The 17,605-nt window shown below is 56.9% G+C and carries 13 protein-coding genes; 6 read left to right on the top strand and 7 right to left on the bottom strand.

The genetic code is table 11. The features are described 5' to 3' along the window. The first annotated feature begins 231 nt into the window (after positions 1 to 231). The 5 genes from ACGY09_RS21215 to ACGY09_RS21195 all read left to right on the top strand — a co-directional run bounded on the left by ACGY09_RS21215 (position 232) and on the right by ACGY09_RS21195 (position 5,711). Complete coding sequence (locus ACGY09_RS21215; protein WP_397569339.1) at positions 232 to 1,533, top strand: PQQ-binding-like beta-propeller repeat protein; 1,302 nt, start codon at positions 232 to 234, stop codon at positions 1,531 to 1,533. 182 nt (positions 1,534 to 1,715) lie between these two features. Then, the gene (gene ribA, locus ACGY09_RS21210; protein WP_397569338.1) at positions 1,716 to 2,969 is read left to right on the top strand and encodes a GTP cyclohydrolase II; all 1,254 of its coding nucleotides are present in this window, start codon (positions 1,716 to 1,718) and stop codon (positions 2,967 to 2,969) included. Positions 2,970 to 3,083: 114 nt separating this feature from the next. After that, the gene (locus ACGY09_RS21205; RefSeq protein WP_373652984.1) at positions 3,084 to 3,404 is read left to right on the top strand and encodes an ArsR/SmtB family transcription factor; all 321 of its coding nucleotides are present in this window, start codon (positions 3,084 to 3,086) and stop codon (positions 3,402 to 3,404) included. 76 nt (positions 3,405 to 3,480) lie between these two features. Beyond that, complete coding sequence (locus ACGY09_RS21200) at positions 3,481 to 4,041, top strand: rhodanese-like domain-containing protein (RefSeq protein WP_397569337.1); 561 nt, start codon at positions 3,481 to 3,483, stop codon at positions 4,039 to 4,041. 20 nt (positions 4,042 to 4,061) lie between these two features. Beyond that, a complete protein-coding gene (locus ACGY09_RS21195; RefSeq protein WP_373652986.1) occupies positions 4,062 to 5,711 on the top strand; it encodes an FAD-dependent oxidoreductase in 1,650 nt (549 codons plus the stop codon). Positions 5,712 to 6,040: 329 nt separating this feature from the next. On the opposite strand, the gene ACGY09_RS21190 is transcribed toward ACGY09_RS21195, so the two are convergent. The 4 genes from ACGY09_RS21190 to mnmG all read right to left on the bottom strand — a co-directional run bounded on the left by ACGY09_RS21190 (position 6,041) and on the right by mnmG (position 11,156). Beyond that, complete coding sequence (locus ACGY09_RS21190) at positions 6,041 to 7,066, bottom strand: dihydrodipicolinate synthase family protein (protein WP_373652987.1); 1,026 nt, start codon at positions 7,064 to 7,066, stop codon at positions 6,041 to 6,043. Positions 7,067 to 7,339: 273 nt separating this feature from the next. Then, complete coding sequence (locus tag ACGY09_RS21185) at positions 7,340 to 8,077, bottom strand: sensor histidine kinase (protein ID WP_397569336.1); 738 nt, start codon at positions 8,075 to 8,077, stop codon at positions 7,340 to 7,342. Positions 8,078 to 8,294: 217 nt separating this feature from the next. Next, positions 8,295 to 8,873, bottom strand: coding sequence for a response regulator (locus tag ACGY09_RS21180; RefSeq protein WP_373652989.1), 579 nt, complete (start codon positions 8,871 to 8,873; stop codon positions 8,295 to 8,297). A gap of 405 nt (positions 8,874 to 9,278) precedes the next feature. After that, entirely contained in the window at positions 9,279 to 11,156 is a 1,878-nt protein-coding gene (gene mnmG / locus ACGY09_RS21175; protein ID WP_373652991.1) for a tRNA uridine-5-carboxymethylaminomethyl(34) synthesis enzyme MnmG, read from the bottom strand. Between the two features lie 329 nt (positions 11,157 to 11,485). Between mnmG and ACGY09_RS21170 the strand changes: the two genes are divergently transcribed. Continuing rightward, the gene (locus ACGY09_RS21170; RefSeq protein WP_373652992.1) at positions 11,486 to 11,998 is read left to right on the top strand and encodes a hypothetical protein; all 513 of its coding nucleotides are present in this window, start codon (positions 11,486 to 11,488) and stop codon (positions 11,996 to 11,998) included. Between the two features lie 426 nt (positions 11,999 to 12,424). On the opposite strand, the gene ACGY09_RS21165 is transcribed toward ACGY09_RS21170, so the two are convergent. The 3 genes from ACGY09_RS21165 to recQ all read right to left on the bottom strand — a co-directional run bounded on the left by ACGY09_RS21165 (position 12,425) and on the right by recQ (position 17,558). Next, positions 12,425 to 14,539 (bottom strand): M56 family metallopeptidase, encoded by a 2,115-nt coding sequence (locus ACGY09_RS21165; RefSeq protein ID WP_397569335.1) that lies wholly within the window; start codon positions 14,537 to 14,539, stop codon positions 12,425 to 12,427. A 113-nt stretch (positions 14,540 to 14,652) separates the two neighbouring features. After that, positions 14,653 to 15,042, bottom strand: a complete 390-nt coding sequence (locus ACGY09_RS21160; protein ID WP_373652994.1) for a BlaI/MecI/CopY family transcriptional regulator — start codon at positions 15,040 to 15,042, stop codon at positions 14,653 to 14,655. 302 nt (positions 15,043 to 15,344) lie between these two features. After that, on the bottom strand, positions 15,345 to 17,558 hold the full coding sequence (gene recQ, locus ACGY09_RS21155; protein ID WP_373652995.1) for a DNA helicase RecQ: 2,214 nt from the start codon (positions 17,556 to 17,558) through the stop codon (positions 15,345 to 15,347). Between the last annotated feature and the right edge of the window lie 47 nt (positions 17,559 to 17,605).

The raw sequence follows: 17,605 nt of genomic DNA, 5'->3' as shown, positions 1-17,605 counted from the left end.
CCCCCCATTCGGTGAGAGGACCGACCGAACCAGACCCGTGACGTGAGGTTTCACGGGGCATTTTCAAATCGGCACACCCGTTCCGGCATGACAACGTACTCCCCCGTGTGGCATCTCCGCTGTGGGTGGAGATACGGCGAGGTTCGCTTTCCGCCTTGCACAGATGACGAAAAATCCCCCCCCATGCTAAGATTCGACCGTCTGGCTTCCTTCACAATTCAGGATTGAACTATGTCACGCAACTGGCTATGCCTGATTCTTCTCACTTCCACCGTCGCTCGTGCAGACGACTGGCCGCAGTGGATGGGTCCTCAACGAGACAACGTCTGGCGTGAAACAGGCCTCGTCGAAACGTTGCCGGAAACGCCTAAAATTGTCTGGCGAGCCCCGGTGGCTGGGGGATACTCAGGTCCTGCCGTAGCGAACGGAAAAGTCTATGTGACCGACTATGTCACTGATGACGATGTCAAAATCGACAATTTTGACCGCAAGGCTTCGACCGGGACCGAGCGCCTGCTGTGCCTGGACGAAAAGACGGGCAAATTGCTGTGGTCACAGCCTCACCCTGAAACCTATTCCATTTCTTACCCTGCTGGACCCCGCAGTACCCCCACGGTTCATGAGGGGAAGGTGTACGCCCAAGGGGCCGAAGGGCAACTTGCCTGCCTGAACGCAGACGATGGGAAAGTGCTTTGGGCAAAGAACCTCAAAGAAACATACAAGACGAAAGCGGCACTCTGGGGATACGCCAGCCAGCCGTTGATCGACGGTGATAAGTTTATTGTGATCGCGGGAGGTGAAGGTTCCCACTGCGTCGCTCTGAACAAGAACACGGGCGAAGAGATCTGGAGAACCGGGACCGCGAGTGAGCAAGGCTATTCCCCCCCGCTGATCATCCAGCAGGCTGGTGTCCGTCAGCTTGTGCTGTGCAGTCCCGATTCGATTTACGCTGTTGATCCAGAAACTGGCAAGCAACTGTGGAAACAGGACTACCAGGGTGACAACGGCTCGATCATCATGACGCCGATTCACCATGGAAACCACCTGTTCGTCGGCGGATATAACAACAAGAACATCCTGATCGAATTAGCGGCCGATAAACCCGGCGCGAAAACGGTGTGGCGAGATCAGGCGAAACGGGGAATTTCTCCCGTGAACGTACAGCCATTCCTGATGGACGGAAAGGTTTACGGCCTCGATCAAAGCGGTGATTTACGATGCTTTGAAATCCCGAGCGGCAAGATCACCTGGACCACTCCGCAGCCTCTGGGAGAACGCAAAGTGGGCAGCGGGACAGTCTTCCTGGTTCGTTCAGGTTCCACCGACAAGTTCTGGATGTTTGCAGAAACCGGAGACCTGATTATCGGTCAATTGACCCCGAAAGGCTTCACCGAGCTCTCTCGATCGCATGTGATCGATGCCACCAACACGGCGTTCGGTCGTGACGTCGTCTGGTGTGCTCCTGCTTTCGCCAACAAGCGAATGTACGTTCGCAATGACAAGGAACTGCTTTGCGTCGACCTGGCGAAATGATGATCGATGTGCCCGGGATCGGACGTAGCCACCCCTGATATCACCTGCCGGCCGGCTCAGAAGTGCGGCGGCCGACAGGTCGAATCTTGAATTCCGCACGTTCGATTCTCACATCGGTGGTCCTCCCGCCTACAATTCCTCGCAATGATGCTTCCCACTTTCCGTTTTTTCGGCAAATGCAAATGACGATCGACGCCTCTTCGACTTCCGATCCCTTTTCCAGCATTGATGATGCGCTCGACGCGATCAAATCAGGACGTCTGGTCATTGTCGTCGATTCGGAAGAACGAGAGAACGAAGGTGACTTCGTCTGCGCAGCGGAGAAGATCACTCCTGAGCTCGTCAGTTTCATGTTGCGCTACGGTGCAGGGCTGTTGTGTGTTTCTGTCTTGCAGGAAACCGCGGATCGGCTGGGGTTGTCACCCATCGTCGATAGTCAGAAGAACACCGCTCCCAACCAGACACTGTTTATGACTCCCGTTGATCATCGGGATGCCGGCAGCGGAGTCAGTGCCGATAATCGCGCAAAGACGATCCTGGCGATGAGCGATCCGACTTGCCAGGCTGCCGACTTTGTTCGGCCCGGCCACCTGAATCCGCTGCTGGCAAAGGATGGAGGCGTTTTAAGGCGGACCGGACACACGGAAGCTACCGTCGACCTGATGCGGTTGGCAGGCATGAAGCCGGTCGGTGCCCTGATCGAAATCCTGAGCGAACAGGGTGGAGGGATGGCCGACTTTGAAGAACTTTCGTCGCTGTCTCGCAAGTTCAACATCCCGCTGATTTCGATTGACCAGATCATCCGCTACCGCCGCCGGCGTGAGCAACTGGTGACGCGCGAGGTCGAAACGCCCTTCGAAACGCGTGACTACGGCAAATTTAAGGTGATTGCCTACAGCGTGCAGCACGAAGATCAACAACCCCTCGCGATTGTCTGGGGTGATCTTCAGTCCGTTCCAGCGCCCCTGGTACGAGTCCACTCTTCCTGCTTCACCGGTGACGTCCTCGATTCGCTCCGGTGCGATTGCGGCGACCAGCTGCACATGGCCATGCGAATGATCAACTCGGAAGGAACCGGCGCGGTCATCTACCTTCCCCAGGAAGGGCGGGGAATTGGCCTGCTGGCGAAACTGAAAGCGTACCAGTTACAGGACCAGGGTTATGACACCGTAGAAGCGAACCACAAGCTGGGCTTCAAAGCCGACTCGCGCGATTACGGGGTTGGGCTGCAAATTCTGAAGGATCTGGGCCTGTCGTCCGTTCGACTTTTGACCAACAACCCGCAAAAGATCAATGCCTTCCCGGGTTTTGACCTGACGGTGGTCGAGCAGATTCCGATTATCGCCCCGACGGAAAAACAGCGGGAATTCTACCTCGCCACAAAACGGGACAAGCTCGGGCACAAGTTGCCGGGCGGTGCTGGGCTGACAAAGTAACCCTTTTGTTTCCAAACCATTCCGCGAATAAACCGTTTCTCCTGCATTGTAGCGTCCGGAAAAACTGATTGACCTGTCGAAATGTTCCGATACCTTGGTCAATGAGGAACGTAGATGAAGACCACGACCAACATCCCCAAAAATCTGTCGATGGAATCGTGGGAACGAGCTGCCGAGTGCCTCAAGACGCTTGCCCACCCGCATCGCCTCTTGATCGTTCAGATGTTGCTGCATGGACGCTATACGGTTGGGGAACTCGCCGAAGCATGCGGAATCCCCAGTCACATGGCGTCTGAACACCTGCGATTGATGCAGCGTTGCGGATTTATGGTCAGCGAAAAAGAAGGACGGAAAACGTACTACAAAGTCATTGAGTCTCATCTTTCAGACCTGATGGCATGCATCGAAGGGCGGTTTGGCAGCGAATCGGAATAACTCCGTCTCCTCTCGCGATGAGGAACGACGCGAGGCTTCCGTTCTGCGTGATGTCAGGAAACTACAGGAGCTTACCATGGGTGCATCGAGTATCTCTCCGGCCAGATTTGCGGAACTTCGTCAGCAGGGGAAAAGCGTCGAACTGATCGATGTCAGAACGCCTGTTGAGTTTCGTGAAGTCCATGTCGACATCGCCCGAAACGTGCCTCTCGACCAGCTTGATCCCGCCGCTCTGATGAAGTCGCGGAAGGGATCGGGGGACGAACCCCTCTATGTCGTGTGTAAGTCCGGAAGCAGGGGTCAGCAGGCATGTGACAAGTTCGTGAAAGCCGGATTTTCCAACGTGGTCAATGTCGAAGGGGGAACGACCGCCTGTGTCGCAGCCGGGCTTCCCGTCGTGCGTGGCAAGAAAGCCATGTCGCTTGAACGGCAGGTCCGAATCGCGGCCGGTTCGCTCGTTCTCACCGGGGTCGTGCTCGGCTGGTTCGTGCATCCCTATTTCTACGGACTGTCTGCGTTCGTTGGTGCCGGACTCGTTTTTGCCGGAATCACGGACACTTGCGGAATGGGAATGATTCTGGCCAGGATGCCTTGGAATCAATGTCAATCCGATTCGGGCACGTGCCAGACAAACTGAGCCAACAGAACGGACGATCCATGAAACTGCTGATTGTCGGTGGTGTCGCCGGGGGAGCCTCGGCCGCAGCCCGTGCCCGTAGACTTTCCGAATCTGCTGAGATCATCGTCTTTGAGCGAGGCCCCGATGTCTCGTTCGCGAACTGCGGTCTTCCCTACTATGTCGGCGGAACCATCGCCGACCGGGACAAGTTGCTGGTCACGACCAGTGAACGGTTGAAAAGCCGATTCCGTCTCGATGTACGGACCAGCTCTAACGTCGAAAAAATCAATCGAGCGGCGAAGACGATCGTCGTTCGTGAACAGGCGTCAGGACGTGTTTACGAAGAGTCCTACGACAAACTCATCCTCGCTCCCGGGGCCGCCCCCATGAAACCACCCATCCCGGGGGTGGACTTGCCGGGAATCCTCACTCTTCGCAACCTGCAGGATGTGGACCGGATTAAAGCTGCGGTCGACGCGGGAGTTCGGCACGTTGTCGTTGTCGGCGGTGGGTTCATTGGGCTGGAACTTGTGGAAAACTTCGTCCACAATGGGATTCCCACCACCGTCGTCCAGTCCCAGGATCAGTTGTTGTCACCTTACGACAAAGAGATGACTGCACCCCTCGAACAGGTACTGAAAGAGAAGGGTGTGACGCTGCTGCTGAACAATACGGCGGAAGGATTCGAGCAGCAGTCCGAAGGCCTGATGATTCATCTGAAATCGGGGCAGCACCTTACCGCTGACCTCGTTGTGCTGGGAATTGGTGTTCGCCCCGAAAACCAGCTTGCGATCGATGCGGGACTACACGTCGGTCCTCGCGGCGGAATCCAGGTCAACGACACACTGCTGACCAGCGATCCAGATATCTATGCAGTGGGAGATGCCATCGAAGTCAAAGACTTTGGAAGTGGCGAGCCGACTCAAGTTCCGCTCGCCGGTCCTGCCAACCGTCAGGGCCGCATCGCCGCTGAGAATGTCTTCGGACGTTCGAGTCGCTATCGGGGAACACAGGGAACAGCCATTATTGGCTTCTTCGGCAAAACCATTGCCATGACGGGTGCCTCTGAGAAAACTCTGCGATTCACCAATCGCTCGTTCCGCAAGATCTACGTCCATCCCGCTCATCACGCTGGCTACTACCCTGGCGCTCAGCCAATGACGATCAAGCTCCTGTTCGACCCGAAGGATGGCCTCATCCTGGGAGCTCAGGCCGTGGGTGGTGAGGGGGTCGATAAACGGATTGATGTGCTGGCTGTGGCGATTCAGGCACGGATGACGGTATTCGACCTCGAAGAGATGGAACTGGCCTACGCGCCTCAGTTCGGCTCGGCAAAAGACCCGGTCAATATGGCGGGATTCGTGGCCAGCGGATTGATCCGAGGGGACCATCCCCAGACGGACGTGGAATCGCTGCTGGCCACTGCGTCTGATCAACGTCCCTACCTGATCGATGTCCGCACGCCGCAGGAATTCTCACAAGGAGCGATTCCGGGAGCCGTCAATATTCCGGTCGACGACCTGCGCGAGCGATTGAAAGAACTGCCAGCGAACAAGCCGATCGCCGTGTACTGTCAGGTAGGTCAACGAGGCTATCTGGCGACCCGGATCCTGCTGCAATCCGGGTTCACCGACGTGGTCAATATCGGCGGCGGATACAAGACTTACAAGCTGTTCTCTCCCGGATAACGGCGACCTTCAGCACGATCGAGCGTCTTGCCTTGCGACCGCAGAGCAAATTCATTCGACGCGGCATCCGACCAGGTTTGATTGACGAGAGCAGGGAAGGGGGGCCGCGAGATCCGACGTGGACCTATCCTCGCTCGCGGACCATCTCGCCAGGAAATGTCGCAGCTTCGTTGCACGTTTACGACAAAGAGGGCGATGCCGGCAACGGCACCGCCCTCAAATTGTCTCGTCCCCGGTCGAGTCAGCTCACGAACGCAGACGGATGCGACGGGCGATAATCGTGCTCATCCTGTCCACCTGCCTCGGAACCAGAACTTTTCCGTCAGACCTCATGCCAGGCCGCGACGTTTCAGTTCTGCTACGACCGCGTGAACGATCGTGGAAACTTCGCCCGGATTGGACGAACCTCCCAGCCCCGTGGAACAACCGGAAAGCGGTTCGTCCGTGAAGCCGTGTTGTGAGAGCATGCACTGAAGTTTGTCGGCAAGTTTGGCCAGATCAGCCTGCTGATCGTCGCTGAGAGGCTGACGTCCGACACCCGTTTCAAAGCCACGCAAGCGGACTGCCGTACGGAATCCATCAGGAAACTCGGCCGAGAACAGCATCGCATCGAACAAGGTGACGATGTCGTACTGCAATTCGCGGGCTTCGTCGATCCGGTACGCGAGCGTCAGATCGTACAGCTTTCGCATCAGCTCAGGGACAACACCCGAACTGGCGTTGGTCCCCCCGTCGCAGCCAATCAGCAGCATGGGCATCAGAGCGGCGTCCCATCCGGTCAGGAAACTGAATTCCGGACGTGAAGGACGAACCGCCTGAATCATGCGGATCATGTTCGGGATATCGCCGGAAGAATCCTTGATCCCGACAACCTTGGGGCAGTCTTCGGCGAGTCGCTTGACGGTTGGCACGTCGATGGGGCTGGCAAACATGGGGATGTTGTACAGCGTCACGTCGATCGGCGTGTTATCCGCAATTTCCTTGAAGTAGGCGTAAACCGCGCGAGGGCTCGACTTGTAGTAGAAGGGAGCCACGATCGCGACTGCGGTGGCACCCAGCTCGTAGTACTTCTCACAGGCCCGAACGGTTTCCTTCACATTGGCTTCGGCCGCCCCGGCGAGCACCGGAACCCGTCCACGGACCTGATCGCAGATGATCTCCATGATCCGAATTCGCTCTTCCACCGTGAATCGCGTGAACTCACCCGTCGAGCCGTTCGGATAGAGGCCATGCACCCCTTTTTCGATCAGCCAGTCGACATACCGTCGCAGTTCACTCTCATGGATTTCACCTCTCGAGTTCAGAGGGACGATGTTTGGTGTGAAGATCCCCTGCAGCTTGCCGCGTGATGGCATTTGAAGACTCTCAATGTTTGGCAATTTGGCGAAGTTTAAAAACTTGTGTCAACTACACAGAATTTAACGGGTCTTGGGCCAGCGGTCACCGCTGGCTCCGCCGAAAATAATGATCGGCGTTGGTCACGAGAAATCACCACTAGTTTCGATTGGTGGGACCTCCAGAACAACCTATCAACCCTGTCCGGGACCGAAAATCGGATTAATCGCTGGCACGGATCGCTACGTGTGTCAAAAATCGACGCATTTCTTCCACGTGATGACGAAAATGGCTCACATTTTTTCGGCACACGGCCAGAGGATTCTCACGGTCGTCGGTCCCCCGGGATCTGACATAATCTCGATCTGCCCTCGATGCTGGTCCACGATTCGCCAGCATTTGCACAGGCCGAAACCGAGTCCTCTCCCTGCCTGTCGACCAGAAAAGAACGGGTCGAATGCGTGCTGACGTTCGATCTCCGTAAAGCCTTTCCCACAGTCAGTGATTTCGATCACCGCCTGAGACAATTGAGCCTGGGCCGAAATTTCGATGACACCGCCCTCCGGATGCATCGCCTGGACAGCATTTCGCATCAATTCGGAAACGACGATGGCCAGTTGTGTCGGATCGGCGTGCAGAGACAGGGACTCCGGGACCTTGTTCACGACCTGACATCTGCCACTGGCGAGCAACTCGGCCTGCCTGGTGATGGCCTGTGCCACGATCTCGCTCAGCAGGACGGCCCGTGGCTCAGGCTGAGGAGGCCTTCCAAACAACATCGCGTCACCGATCATGTCCCGAACGCGATACGCCTGGGCGCCGATGGACATGAGCATTTGTCGTCGTTGAGGATCCCGTTCCTCTTTCAACAGCATCTGGGCCCGTCCGATGATGGTCGCCAGCGGATTGTTAATCTCGTGGCCTGCCCCCGCGGCGAATTCCGCCAGGGCCTCAAGTCGGTCCCTGTCGGGCAGCACGAAGATTTTCTGCGCGTCGATCGGCGTCTCGGGTCTCTCCGCTGGTTCGGCCATCAATCAGAGCCTCGTTTTCTCAGTCGCGTGTGGCATACGTCTGGAGGGGGGCAGACATTACAATAGCACTCTTCATCGAAGTGAATTTTGGGAAGACGCTTGGACCAACCGACAGTCACCGACCACGTACTGGACTGAGCCCAGTCATAAAATGAGATTGAGGACGATGGCGCGCCATCGTCCTCAACCTCATCAATATTCAAACATCCGATCGAGCTTATGCCTCAACCGGTTCGACATCCAGCAATTTGCACATCCGTTCCACCAGAGCTTCGATTTCGAATGGCTTCTGCATGAAGTCGTTCGCTCCAGAGAGTTTCAGGTCCGCAATCTTGTCTTGCTCGACCATCCCGCTGATACAGATGATCTTTGTCCCGTCGAGGGCCGAGTCCATACGAACCCGCTGGCAAACTTCCTTGCCGTTAATATCGGGCAGCATCACGTCGAGAACGATGATGTCAGGACGGTATTCCTTGACCATCATACCTGCATCGAAGCCGTTGTTGGCGACGCGAATCTCGAATCGGCCGTCTGCTTCCAGCGCATCCCGGATCAGTTCGACCAGTTCCACGTCGTCGTCAACGATCAAGGCCTTGCGCCGACCACTTTCGAGGGCATCCGTAGGGATGCTGTTCTCTTTCATGAACCGATAGAGAATATCGCGAGGAATCCGGCGAAAACGTGAACCGGGGACGCGAAAGCCGCGCAGCTGTCCCGAGTCAAAACAGCGAATGATTGTCTGCTGACTGACTTTGCAGATCTTGGCGGCTTCGCCGGTTGTAAAAACAGTTTTCATACGGCAGCTCCTCCATCCTTTGCAGGGGCGCGCCCGCGGATGTCCCCGGGCTGAAAGAGATCTCCCGACACCTCGTGAGAGACCCGCTTCCACAGTTTGTCGAACAAGAAGGTGGCGAATTCGCGATCCATGAATTCACCCGTTCACTATCCACTATGCCGATTCTTCGTCATCCGTTGATAGTGCGGAACCTTCCGAATCTTCCGTGAGTACCGATTGTAACTATTCTGACAATTCGGTCAACATTCGTTTGCCTGTCTAAAGCTCCGGGGGGGCAAACTCGACCGAGATTACCCAGTAACGCGTTTCCTCGCCATCGACCTCACACCCCCGAAGGCCCGTCCTGACTAAGTGTCCAAACGTGGATGCCATCCGATCGATCGTGCTTAGCAATGTCGATTCGTGTCAGCCTTCGCTGGCCAACCGCTCAGGCTCTTTCAAATAGAGAAGCAAAATCGTGAGATCAGCAGGTGTAATTCCGCTGATGCGTCCCGCCTGTCCCAGATCCCGCGGGCGAACGCGAGCCAGCTTCTCCTTGGCCTCGCGGCGCAGTTGAGCGACCGCCTGAAAGTTGAATGTCTCCGGAATCTTCACGACCTGAATCTGGTTTTGACGCTGGATATCTGCAGATTGTCGGCGGATGTAACCAGCATATTTGGTTTCAATCTCCACTTGCTGCCGGGCAAGTTGCCCGATCGCTAGTGATGCTAATTCGCTGCTGCGAAAAGTCAGTTCCGTCCAGGTGACCTCCGGTCGCCGCAACCACTCTTCCAGCGTGCTCCCTTCATGTCGCAATCGCTGAATCAAGTCGCTGGCCCGTTCGATCTCCTGTTCATGCTGCTGGAACCGCTGCCAGCGTTCTTCCGTCACCAGACCGATCCGTCGTCCGATGGGGGTCAGTCGGCGATCGGCGTTGTCCTGGCGAAGCAGCAACCGATACTCGGAGCGAGAAGTAAACATGCGGTAGGGCTCATCGACCCCTTTTGTCACCAGATCATCGATCAGGACCCCCAGGTAACCCTGGCTGCGATCAATGATCAAGGGAGGTTGATTCGCCAGCTTGAGCGCCGCGTTCGCACCGGCAATCAATCCCTGACCTGCCGCTTCTTCGTACCCGGTTGTTCCGTTGATCTGACCTGCGAAGTAAAGGCCCTCGACGCGCTTGGTTTCAAGAGTGGCTCTTAACTGAGTCGGCGGTGCGAAATCATATTCCACTGCGTAGCCGTAGCGCATGATCTCGGCCCGTTCCAGTCCTCGAATTGACCGAACGAGTTCGTCCTGCACATCCCGGGGAAGACTGGTCGAAATGCCATTGCAGTAGTACTCCCACGTGTTCCGCCCTTCGGGCTCGAGGAAGATATGATGCGACGGCTTTTCCGCGAAACGGACGACTTTATCTTCGATTGACGGACAATAGCGGGGACCTGTCGACTGAATCTGTCCGCTGTACATCGGGGCCCGATGAAGGTTGGCCCGAATCAGTTCGTGCACCCCTTCATTGGTCTCGGTCAACCAGCAGGGAATCTGCGGCTGCGAGATCGAGTCGGTCAGATAAGAAAACGGTTGAGGCAGGGGATCCCCCGGCTGCTCGGAACAGGCCGAGAAATCAATCGTCCGGCCGTTCAGTCGACAGGGAGTTCCCGTTTTAAACCGCTGGAGTTCAAAACCGAGGCTCCTCAGCGAATCGGACATGGTTCCCGTTGTCCCGTCCCCCGCACGTCCCCCCGCTGTCTTGGCTTCCCCCGTGTGCATGATCGCCTGCAGGAATGTTCCGGTCGTGACGATCACACTGCGGCAGTGATAGACACCTCCCCCACGTACCCGGACGCCCGTAATGCGGTAGGGTGCGGAACCCGATTCCGCTTGATCCGCCGTGGCGTCGCCTGGTTCCGAAAGGAGTTCTTCGACCATTTCTTGTCGGAGGGTCAGTCCCGGCTGAGACTCGATCCGGTACTTCATCGCGAATTGATAGGCTTTTTTGTCTGCCTGGGCACGAGGGCTATGCATCGCAGCCCCCTTGCTGCGATTGAGCATCCGGAACTGAATGCCGGTCTCGTCAATCACCCGGCCCATCTCGCCCCCCAGAGCGTCGATTTCTCGGACGATCTGGCCTTTCGCCACGCCACCGATGGCTGGATTGCAGCTCATCTGGCCCACGCTGTCGCAGTTCATGGTGAGCAGTACGGTCTTGGCGCCCATTCGCGCCGCTGCCAGTGCAGCCTCACATCCGGCATGGCCTGCGCCGATCACGGCGACATCAAAATGATAGTAGCTGGTGTTCATAGTACGCAGATTAGCAGAACGGTGAGCGGACTACAGCATTCGACGGAAACGAATTGTCACCGGAGCAGGGGAGAGGTGAAGCCCCGTGAGCAAGCCACAAACAGAATCTGTCGCCACCAAGTCAAAAGAAATGTCCCCCGGAACGCCCGGCTGACACTCCCGACGTCGCTCCCTGATTCACGGGGAATTTCGTGACCCGCTCGCAGCTCAACTAGCCGAATGCACTTGAACGGATTAAAATTTTGGCCGTCGGACACGCCGAACGCGCATCAGGACACTTCACCTCTCGGCTGCCTATCCCCCGGTCTCAATGGAAGCAGGATCGATTCATGAAATCACACGCGAAAGAACGTCAGCTTGTCTGGTTGGGATTCGGCGTCATTGCCGGTCTTTGCCTTGCCTATCTGTGGCCGCATGAGCAGGTTCTTGCCAGCGCAACCGACCGCGATGCCAAGTTCGCCATTTGTACGGTCGAAGTCGGTCCAGGACTTCCCGATGCGGTCTTTGTACTGGATTTCTCGACGGGCCGACTGCAGGGGGCGTTGCTGAACCCACAGTCGCAGTCCTTCACAAACTTCTGGTTTGCCAACGTCGCTCAGGATTTCAAAGTCCGCTCGAACGGCAAATACACGATCATCCCCGGACAAGGCTTCCTGAACGCGGGTGCTGCCAATCAGGGGACCGGTCAGGCCGTCGCCACGGGAGTGCTGTACGTCGCTGAAGTCACGTCAGGGATGGTCGGCTGCTACCGGTTCGGATACGTCAACTCCCCCAACCCACTGCCACCCAGCGCCCTGCAGCCCGTGGACGTGTTCCCCTTCCGCGAATCTCAGACGAAATAGCCCAATGGCGTGTCATCCCATCCGGGAATCGCAGACAGCGAGTTTCCTGGATGAGATCTCGCATTCGGGAGCTTTGCGAACTCTCGCCTGACTCGGTGAGCTTGCAGACTCGGAATCAAAAGATCAGGGAGCCTCTCATTCAGAGGCTCCTTTCTTTTTGCGCTTCCGGCAGTCGAGTAACACCCTCCCACGTGGCCGCAGATGTGAACCCCCGAGAACAACACCGCAGCTCGGCGAGCGTGCTCGATGGTGCTCAGTCTCGGAAACACGGATTGAATCCAGGGTCAAAGTCATGGTGTTCAGCGTGTCACAGCGGCTGCACCGACTGCCCGACCCCGGACTCGCGATGAGCGCAGCAGAAGGGATTTTCCACCCAGCAGATTCGTGCGCGGCAATGGAGCCGTGAAACAGCTTCTTGACCTGTCATTACCGCTTTGCCGACATGCTTGAAGCGGACGCAGGACTGAGATTGTAAAGAGAGTAGAACCCCCAGCGGCTGAAAATCCGCAGGCCGCTTTCGCCCGGTTCGACCTCGTTCCAACTCCAGTGCGAGGGAAGATCCGGCACATCAATTTCCAGTAGCGGCGAAGCTGTGGATGAAAACTGAGCGGCGGCCATGAATTTCTCATGTCCGCGACTGAGTCCCAGCAGTTCCCCCGTTGAGAGGCTCCACCGGGCAACGCGGCCTTGCCAGTCACCGCTGACGAGTGAATCACCATCTGCGTGAAACGCCACCACTGCCGCAGGTGAGTTCCAGTTCATCGAGATCACCTCGCTCCAGTCGCGTGAATCGACCAGTGCGATTCTGCCTGTTCGAGGAGACATCCAGTCCCCCGTCGCAACCGCCAGCAAGGCAGAGTAGGGTGAGAACCGCACGCAGTTGATCGGAGCGAGTTCGCGAGGAAATTCCTGCATCACTTTGTCTGCAGACCGATTCCAGATCCGTACAACCCCATCGCGACCACCCGTTGCGATCCAGGAACTGTCGGCAGAAAGATCAACCGTCTTGACGTCCCCCCCGGGGACCTTCCATTCACGGTCAATCTTTAGCGTCTGTGTGTTCCACAATCGAAGCATTCCATCACGACTGACGGACACGAACTCACGTGAGCCCTGGCCGAAAGCCATCGCCTCGATCGAGAAATCGATCAGCTCGATTTCTCGACCCGACTCCAAGTCCAGGAGCGTGCGAAATCCTTCGTTTCCTACGACAACCAGGCGACCATCAGACGACTGTGCCTGCACCTCAGACCCGCTCCATCGCGTTACATTGCCGGGCTCACCTTCCGCCGAATCCGTGTTCTTCGTCCCCTCCGTAACAGGGGAGGCCCCCGGATCCCCGGCCATTGGCGCGACGGACGAAATCGCGTTCCACGGGACGGATAACTGAGCCATCGGCGATACCGTCGCCGGAAGCAAGGTCCCCTGTGCACCAACCCACGAGGGCTGCAGGGGCAGCAGACAGACCAGCAATGCACACAGTCCCCATCCGCACAAGCCAATGTCCTGGCGGCGGGGGCCACTCATGATCCAGGTGAGACGTTGTCGCAGGAAGGGGACCTGGCCGATGCCGGTCGCCAGGGCGGGCATTCTCAATTCCTGCTCGGCGAGAAAATCGACCACGTCGAGAATGGCCTGGGCATACCGCCTGGGGACGGATGGAGCAATCGACACAACCATCGCGTCGCAGCATTCTTCTTCCGCCGCTTCGATCTCGCGACGTGCCCACCAGACACCGGGATGCCACCAGAAGAGTCCCGTCGTTACCAGGGCGAGAACGCGAACCCAATGATCGCGACGACGGAAGTGGGACAGTTCATGAGTCAGCAGCGTTGCCGTCGCTTCCTCATCCAGCCGATCCAGCAGCAGTTCAGGGAAGACTAATAACGGTGATCGTCCGCACCCCCAGAGCATGGGGGACATGACCCCCGGCATCAGCCAGACGGTTGGTGCTTGAGCCAGCCCCATCCTTTGAGCGATGACGTCGGCAGTGCGCTGGAGTTTCGTGCCGGCTGCACATCCCTGCTGTAGCGCCAGACGGAATCGAATGCATCGCATCCCCTGCACGACAAACCAGGTCAACGCCCCCAGAGCCCAGACATTCAGAAGTACGGCCAGAGCATAAAGACGCAGATTCTGGCTGCGCAGCGATCGAGTGACGTACGACTGAATGGTCTCGTCCCGGGCCGCCATCCGACGGTCCTGATCCGCCAGACTGCGAGGTCGGGGTCGAGGGCTGGGTTGGGACTGCGACTCGTGAATCGAATCCTCGCTCAGACCTGCCAGACGTTGCCGCAGTTCGATGGTATCCACGTCCGCCAGCACAGGGGGAATTAACTGCTGACCAACCGTGACCAGCCATTCACGGTCGATCAACGGAACTTGCCACAGCGGAGGTGTCACGAGCTTGACAAGAATGAGAACCCATAAGAGATGCGTCAGAGTGGGACGACGAAAAGTCCGCCCGGCAATCTCAGAGAGAATGGCGAGCGGAACAATCATCATCGCGTTGATAAGTGCAAACTCGAGATACGTCAGCACTGCGCGCTCCTGCCGGAAGTCCTGCGCTCCAGATCCGCCAGGGATCCCACTCCGATCTGGCCTCAGGCCAGACGTCTACCGTGACAAGCTTTTCTACAGTGAAAAGCTTCGGTCTATCGACCTTTTTCCTTGTCGAGATCGTCCAGCAAATCACGCAGCGAACCGATCTGATCGGGACTGAGCTTTGCCTTCACCAGATGGGAGAGCAGGGGGGCGAGCGAACCTTCACACAACTTGTCCGCAGTAGCCTGCAGACGGCGACCGATCAGCTCGTCACGATCAATTTTCGGCTCGAACATGTGAGGCCAGGGCTTGCGGTCCCGCTTCACAAATTTCTTCAGTTCCAGCCGTTCAAGCAGCTTCTGCACCGTGGCGTAATGCGCACCGGTGCCACCGGGATAGAGCGTATCCGTCAGGTCGCGAACCGTTGTTCGCCCTCGTTCCCATAAGAGATTAATCACCGCCAATTCAGCGTCAGTGATGTCCTGGGGTGTTCGTGCCATGAGTACCTTCGTCTTCGATGAAAAAAATAAAATTTAACACTCAAGAATAAGACGCTATGTCTACTGATGTCAATCACCAACGTTAAAAACTTTGATCACAGTCTACCCCTGTGCAACAGCGATAGGCCTCTTGCACAGCATGCGTTCGCTGATGACTCAGCGAACGCATGCGATCTGTTCCGACAATCATTGATTGGCTAGCGGGAATGTCGAATTCGTTTCACGGACTCCTTGGGCTCAGCCATGACAACCGCGAATTTTCGCTCGGACAGACGAATTCAAAGGGACTGATAAGCCGACGTCTATTTGACCGGAGGGAGGTTCTTGATACAAGCCAGGGCCACCTTGATCTGCTCGTACTGCACTTGCTGATCCAAAGCCTCAAAAATCGGTCTCAGTCGATCCGTTCCGACTCGGGAAACCGCTGCCCGGACCTTTTCAAAAGTGGACTCATTCACCCAGGGTGCGGGGTCACACTGCTGAATCGTACTGATAAATTCGATCAGATAATCCGAGACCGTCGACGATGTGCGCTCGGTCAATGCTGCAACGTCTTCCACCGACTTGCCTTGGCGGAAGAGGTCGAAGGCCAGTTGCTTCGTCGGTGACAACGTCACAGCTTCGGTGGATTGGGTGACACGTGGAACCAGAGTCGTACTTCCGGGAGTGTCCAGATCACGCGCCACCTGGTGCCGATCGCAATATTCACGAATGGCGTCGGTGAACAAACTCCCAAAGTCAGCCGTTTTTTTATCCCCGACCCCGTGCACAAGTCGAAAGTTTGCCAGGTTGGTTGGTCGCCGCCGGGCCAGGTCACGAAGGGTCGTATCCGCGAAGATCACAAACGGAGCGACGCCGTGACCTTCTGCAATCCGCCGACGAAGCCCCCGCAGTTCGTCGAACAGTTCACGATCAACACCTTCCCACGATGCCGCTTCGACTTTGGACGAACTTCCCGATCCCGATCCCGATTTTTTCTTCGCTGGCTGCAGCAGCTTGAGCGTGGCCTGCCCCTTCAAAAGCTTCCAGCCCGCGTCGGTCACCTTGAGCGTGTTGTATTCCCCCTCTCGCTCCAGAAATCCCTGCGAGGCTAACTGCTCAATCCAGTCGCGGACAGCCTCTTTCCTCTCTGATTTCAGCAATCCGTACGTCGAAAGCTGATCGTGCTCATTCGCCAGAATGCGGGCATCTCGTGATCCGACCAGGACCTGTGCCACGTAGTCCGCCCCGTAACTTTCATTCACCCGCACAACACAGGAAAGAATCTTCTGCCCCATCACCAAGGGGTCCGCCACCAGATCAAGCTGATCAAGGCAAACATCACACGCACGGCAGTTGAACGATTCAAACGCCTGATTGAAATGCTCCACCAGCACCTTGTGGCGGCACGACACCCCCGTGCAGAAGCGTTCGATCCCTTTCAGGCTTTCCAGGGCCTGCGCTTTGGCAGGGGGGGGAAGTTCCTCCTGCATCTTTCGCCAGATAATAAAATTCGCGGACGACCAGAGGAGCCAGCATTCGGCTTCCAGGCCGTCACGGCCTGCACGCCCTGTCTCCTGCTGATAGTGTTCGAGCGACTTCGGCGCCCCTGTGTGAATCACGTACCTGATATTGGACTTGTCGATCCCCATCCCGAAGGCAACCGTGGCGACAATAATTTGGGTCTTGTCGTTGAGAAATTCGTCCTGATGCCGATTGCGATCTTCGTCCGACAACCCCGCATGGTAGGGCCGCGTCTTGTATCCCGCCTGCTTCAACGACTGTGCCAGTTCGTCCACTTCACGGCGCGAGATACAGTAGACAATCCCCGATTCTTCAGGATGTGCATCAATCACGCTACGCACCTGCTTCAGGACATCCCCTTTTTTCAGCACCCGGTAGATCAGGTTGGGACGATCAAATGAACCAATCAGCCATTCCGGATCACGCAGTCCCAACTGGTCTGAAATATCCTGCCGCACGGTTTCTGTTGCAGTGGCAGTGAAGGCATGGACGCCGATCCCGGGGAACCGCGTGCGAAGTTGCTGCAGCATCCGATATTCAGGCCGAAAGTCGTGCCCCCAGGCGCTGATACAGTGTGCTTCATCGATGGCGAAGAACGAAACCTGACTGGTCTCAAGGAAGTCGAGCATCTTGTCGCTGCACAGCCGCTCGGGGGCGACATACAGCAGCTTCAACTCCCCTCGCCGAATGGAATCAGCCACCTTGAACCGTTCCGCGTTGGTCATTGAACTGTTGACGCAAGCCGCGGGGATACCATACTCCGTCAGTGCATCGACCTGATCTTTCATCAGCGAGATCAGCGGCGAAACAACGACCGCCAATCCGGGCATCGCCACCGCCGGAGCCTGAAAACAGATCGACTTTCCGCCCCCTGTCGGCAGGACAACGACCGAGTCTCGCCGCTCGATGATCGTCCGCATCGCTTCCGCCTGCAGTGGCCGAAACGAATCGTATCCCCAGTATTTCTGCAGAACATCTCTCAGCGCCGACATCGTATCCGTAACATTGGTCATCGCTGAAATTCGAACCTTTTCGCCGAAAGAAACATCTGACCGACAGA

It is taken from the genome of Schlesneria sphaerica (genome assembly GCF_044336245.1).
In the GTDB taxonomy this organism is placed as follows: Bacteria; Planctomycetota; Planctomycetia; order Planctomycetales; family Planctomycetaceae; genus Schlesneria; species Schlesneria sphaerica.
The sequence above is the reverse complement of the archived record's forward strand: the minus strand, read 5'-3'. Positions and strand labels throughout refer to the sequence as shown.

What these genes read in the sequence shown, in the direction of transcription:
- ACGY09_RS21215 (WP_397569339.1), top strand. Translation starts at nt 232, where the DNA reads ATGTCACGCAACTGGCTATGCCTGATTCTTCTCACTTCCACCGTCGCT.
- ribA (WP_397569338.1), top strand. Translation starts at nt 1,716, where the DNA reads ATGACGATCGACGCCTCTTCGACTTCCGATCCCTTTTCCAGCATTGAT.
- ACGY09_RS21205 (WP_373652984.1), top strand. Translation starts at nt 3,084, where the DNA reads ATGAAGACCACGACCAACATCCCCAAAAATCTGTCGATGGAATCGTGG.
- ACGY09_RS21200 (WP_397569337.1), top strand. Translation starts at nt 3,481, where the DNA reads ATGGGTGCATCGAGTATCTCTCCGGCCAGATTTGCGGAACTTCGTCAG.
- ACGY09_RS21195 (WP_373652986.1), top strand. Translation starts at nt 4,062, where the DNA reads ATGAAACTGCTGATTGTCGGTGGTGTCGCCGGGGGAGCCTCGGCCGCA.
- ACGY09_RS21190 (WP_373652987.1), bottom strand. Translation starts at nt 7,066, where the DNA reads ATGCCATCACGCGGCAAGCTGCAGGGGATCTTCACACCAAACATCGTC.
- ACGY09_RS21185 (WP_397569336.1), bottom strand. Translation starts at nt 8,077, where the DNA reads ATGGCCGAACCAGCGGAGAGACCCGAGACGCCGATCGACGCGCAGAAA.
- ACGY09_RS21180 (WP_373652989.1), bottom strand. Translation starts at nt 8,873, where the DNA reads ATGAAAACTGTTTTTACAACCGGCGAAGCCGCCAAGATCTGCAAAGTC.
- mnmG (WP_373652991.1), bottom strand. Translation starts at nt 11,156, where the DNA reads ATGAACACCAGCTACTATCATTTTGATGTCGCCGTGATCGGCGCAGGC.
- ACGY09_RS21170 (WP_373652992.1), top strand. Translation starts at nt 11,486, where the DNA reads ATGAAATCACACGCGAAAGAACGTCAGCTTGTCTGGTTGGGATTCGGC.
- ACGY09_RS21160 (WP_373652994.1), bottom strand. Translation starts at nt 15,042, where the DNA reads ATGGCACGAACACCCCAGGACATCACTGACGCTGAATTGGCGGTGATT.
- recQ (WP_373652995.1), bottom strand. Translation starts at nt 17,558, where the DNA reads ATGACCAATGTTACGGATACGATGTCGGCGCTGAGAGATGTTCTGCAG.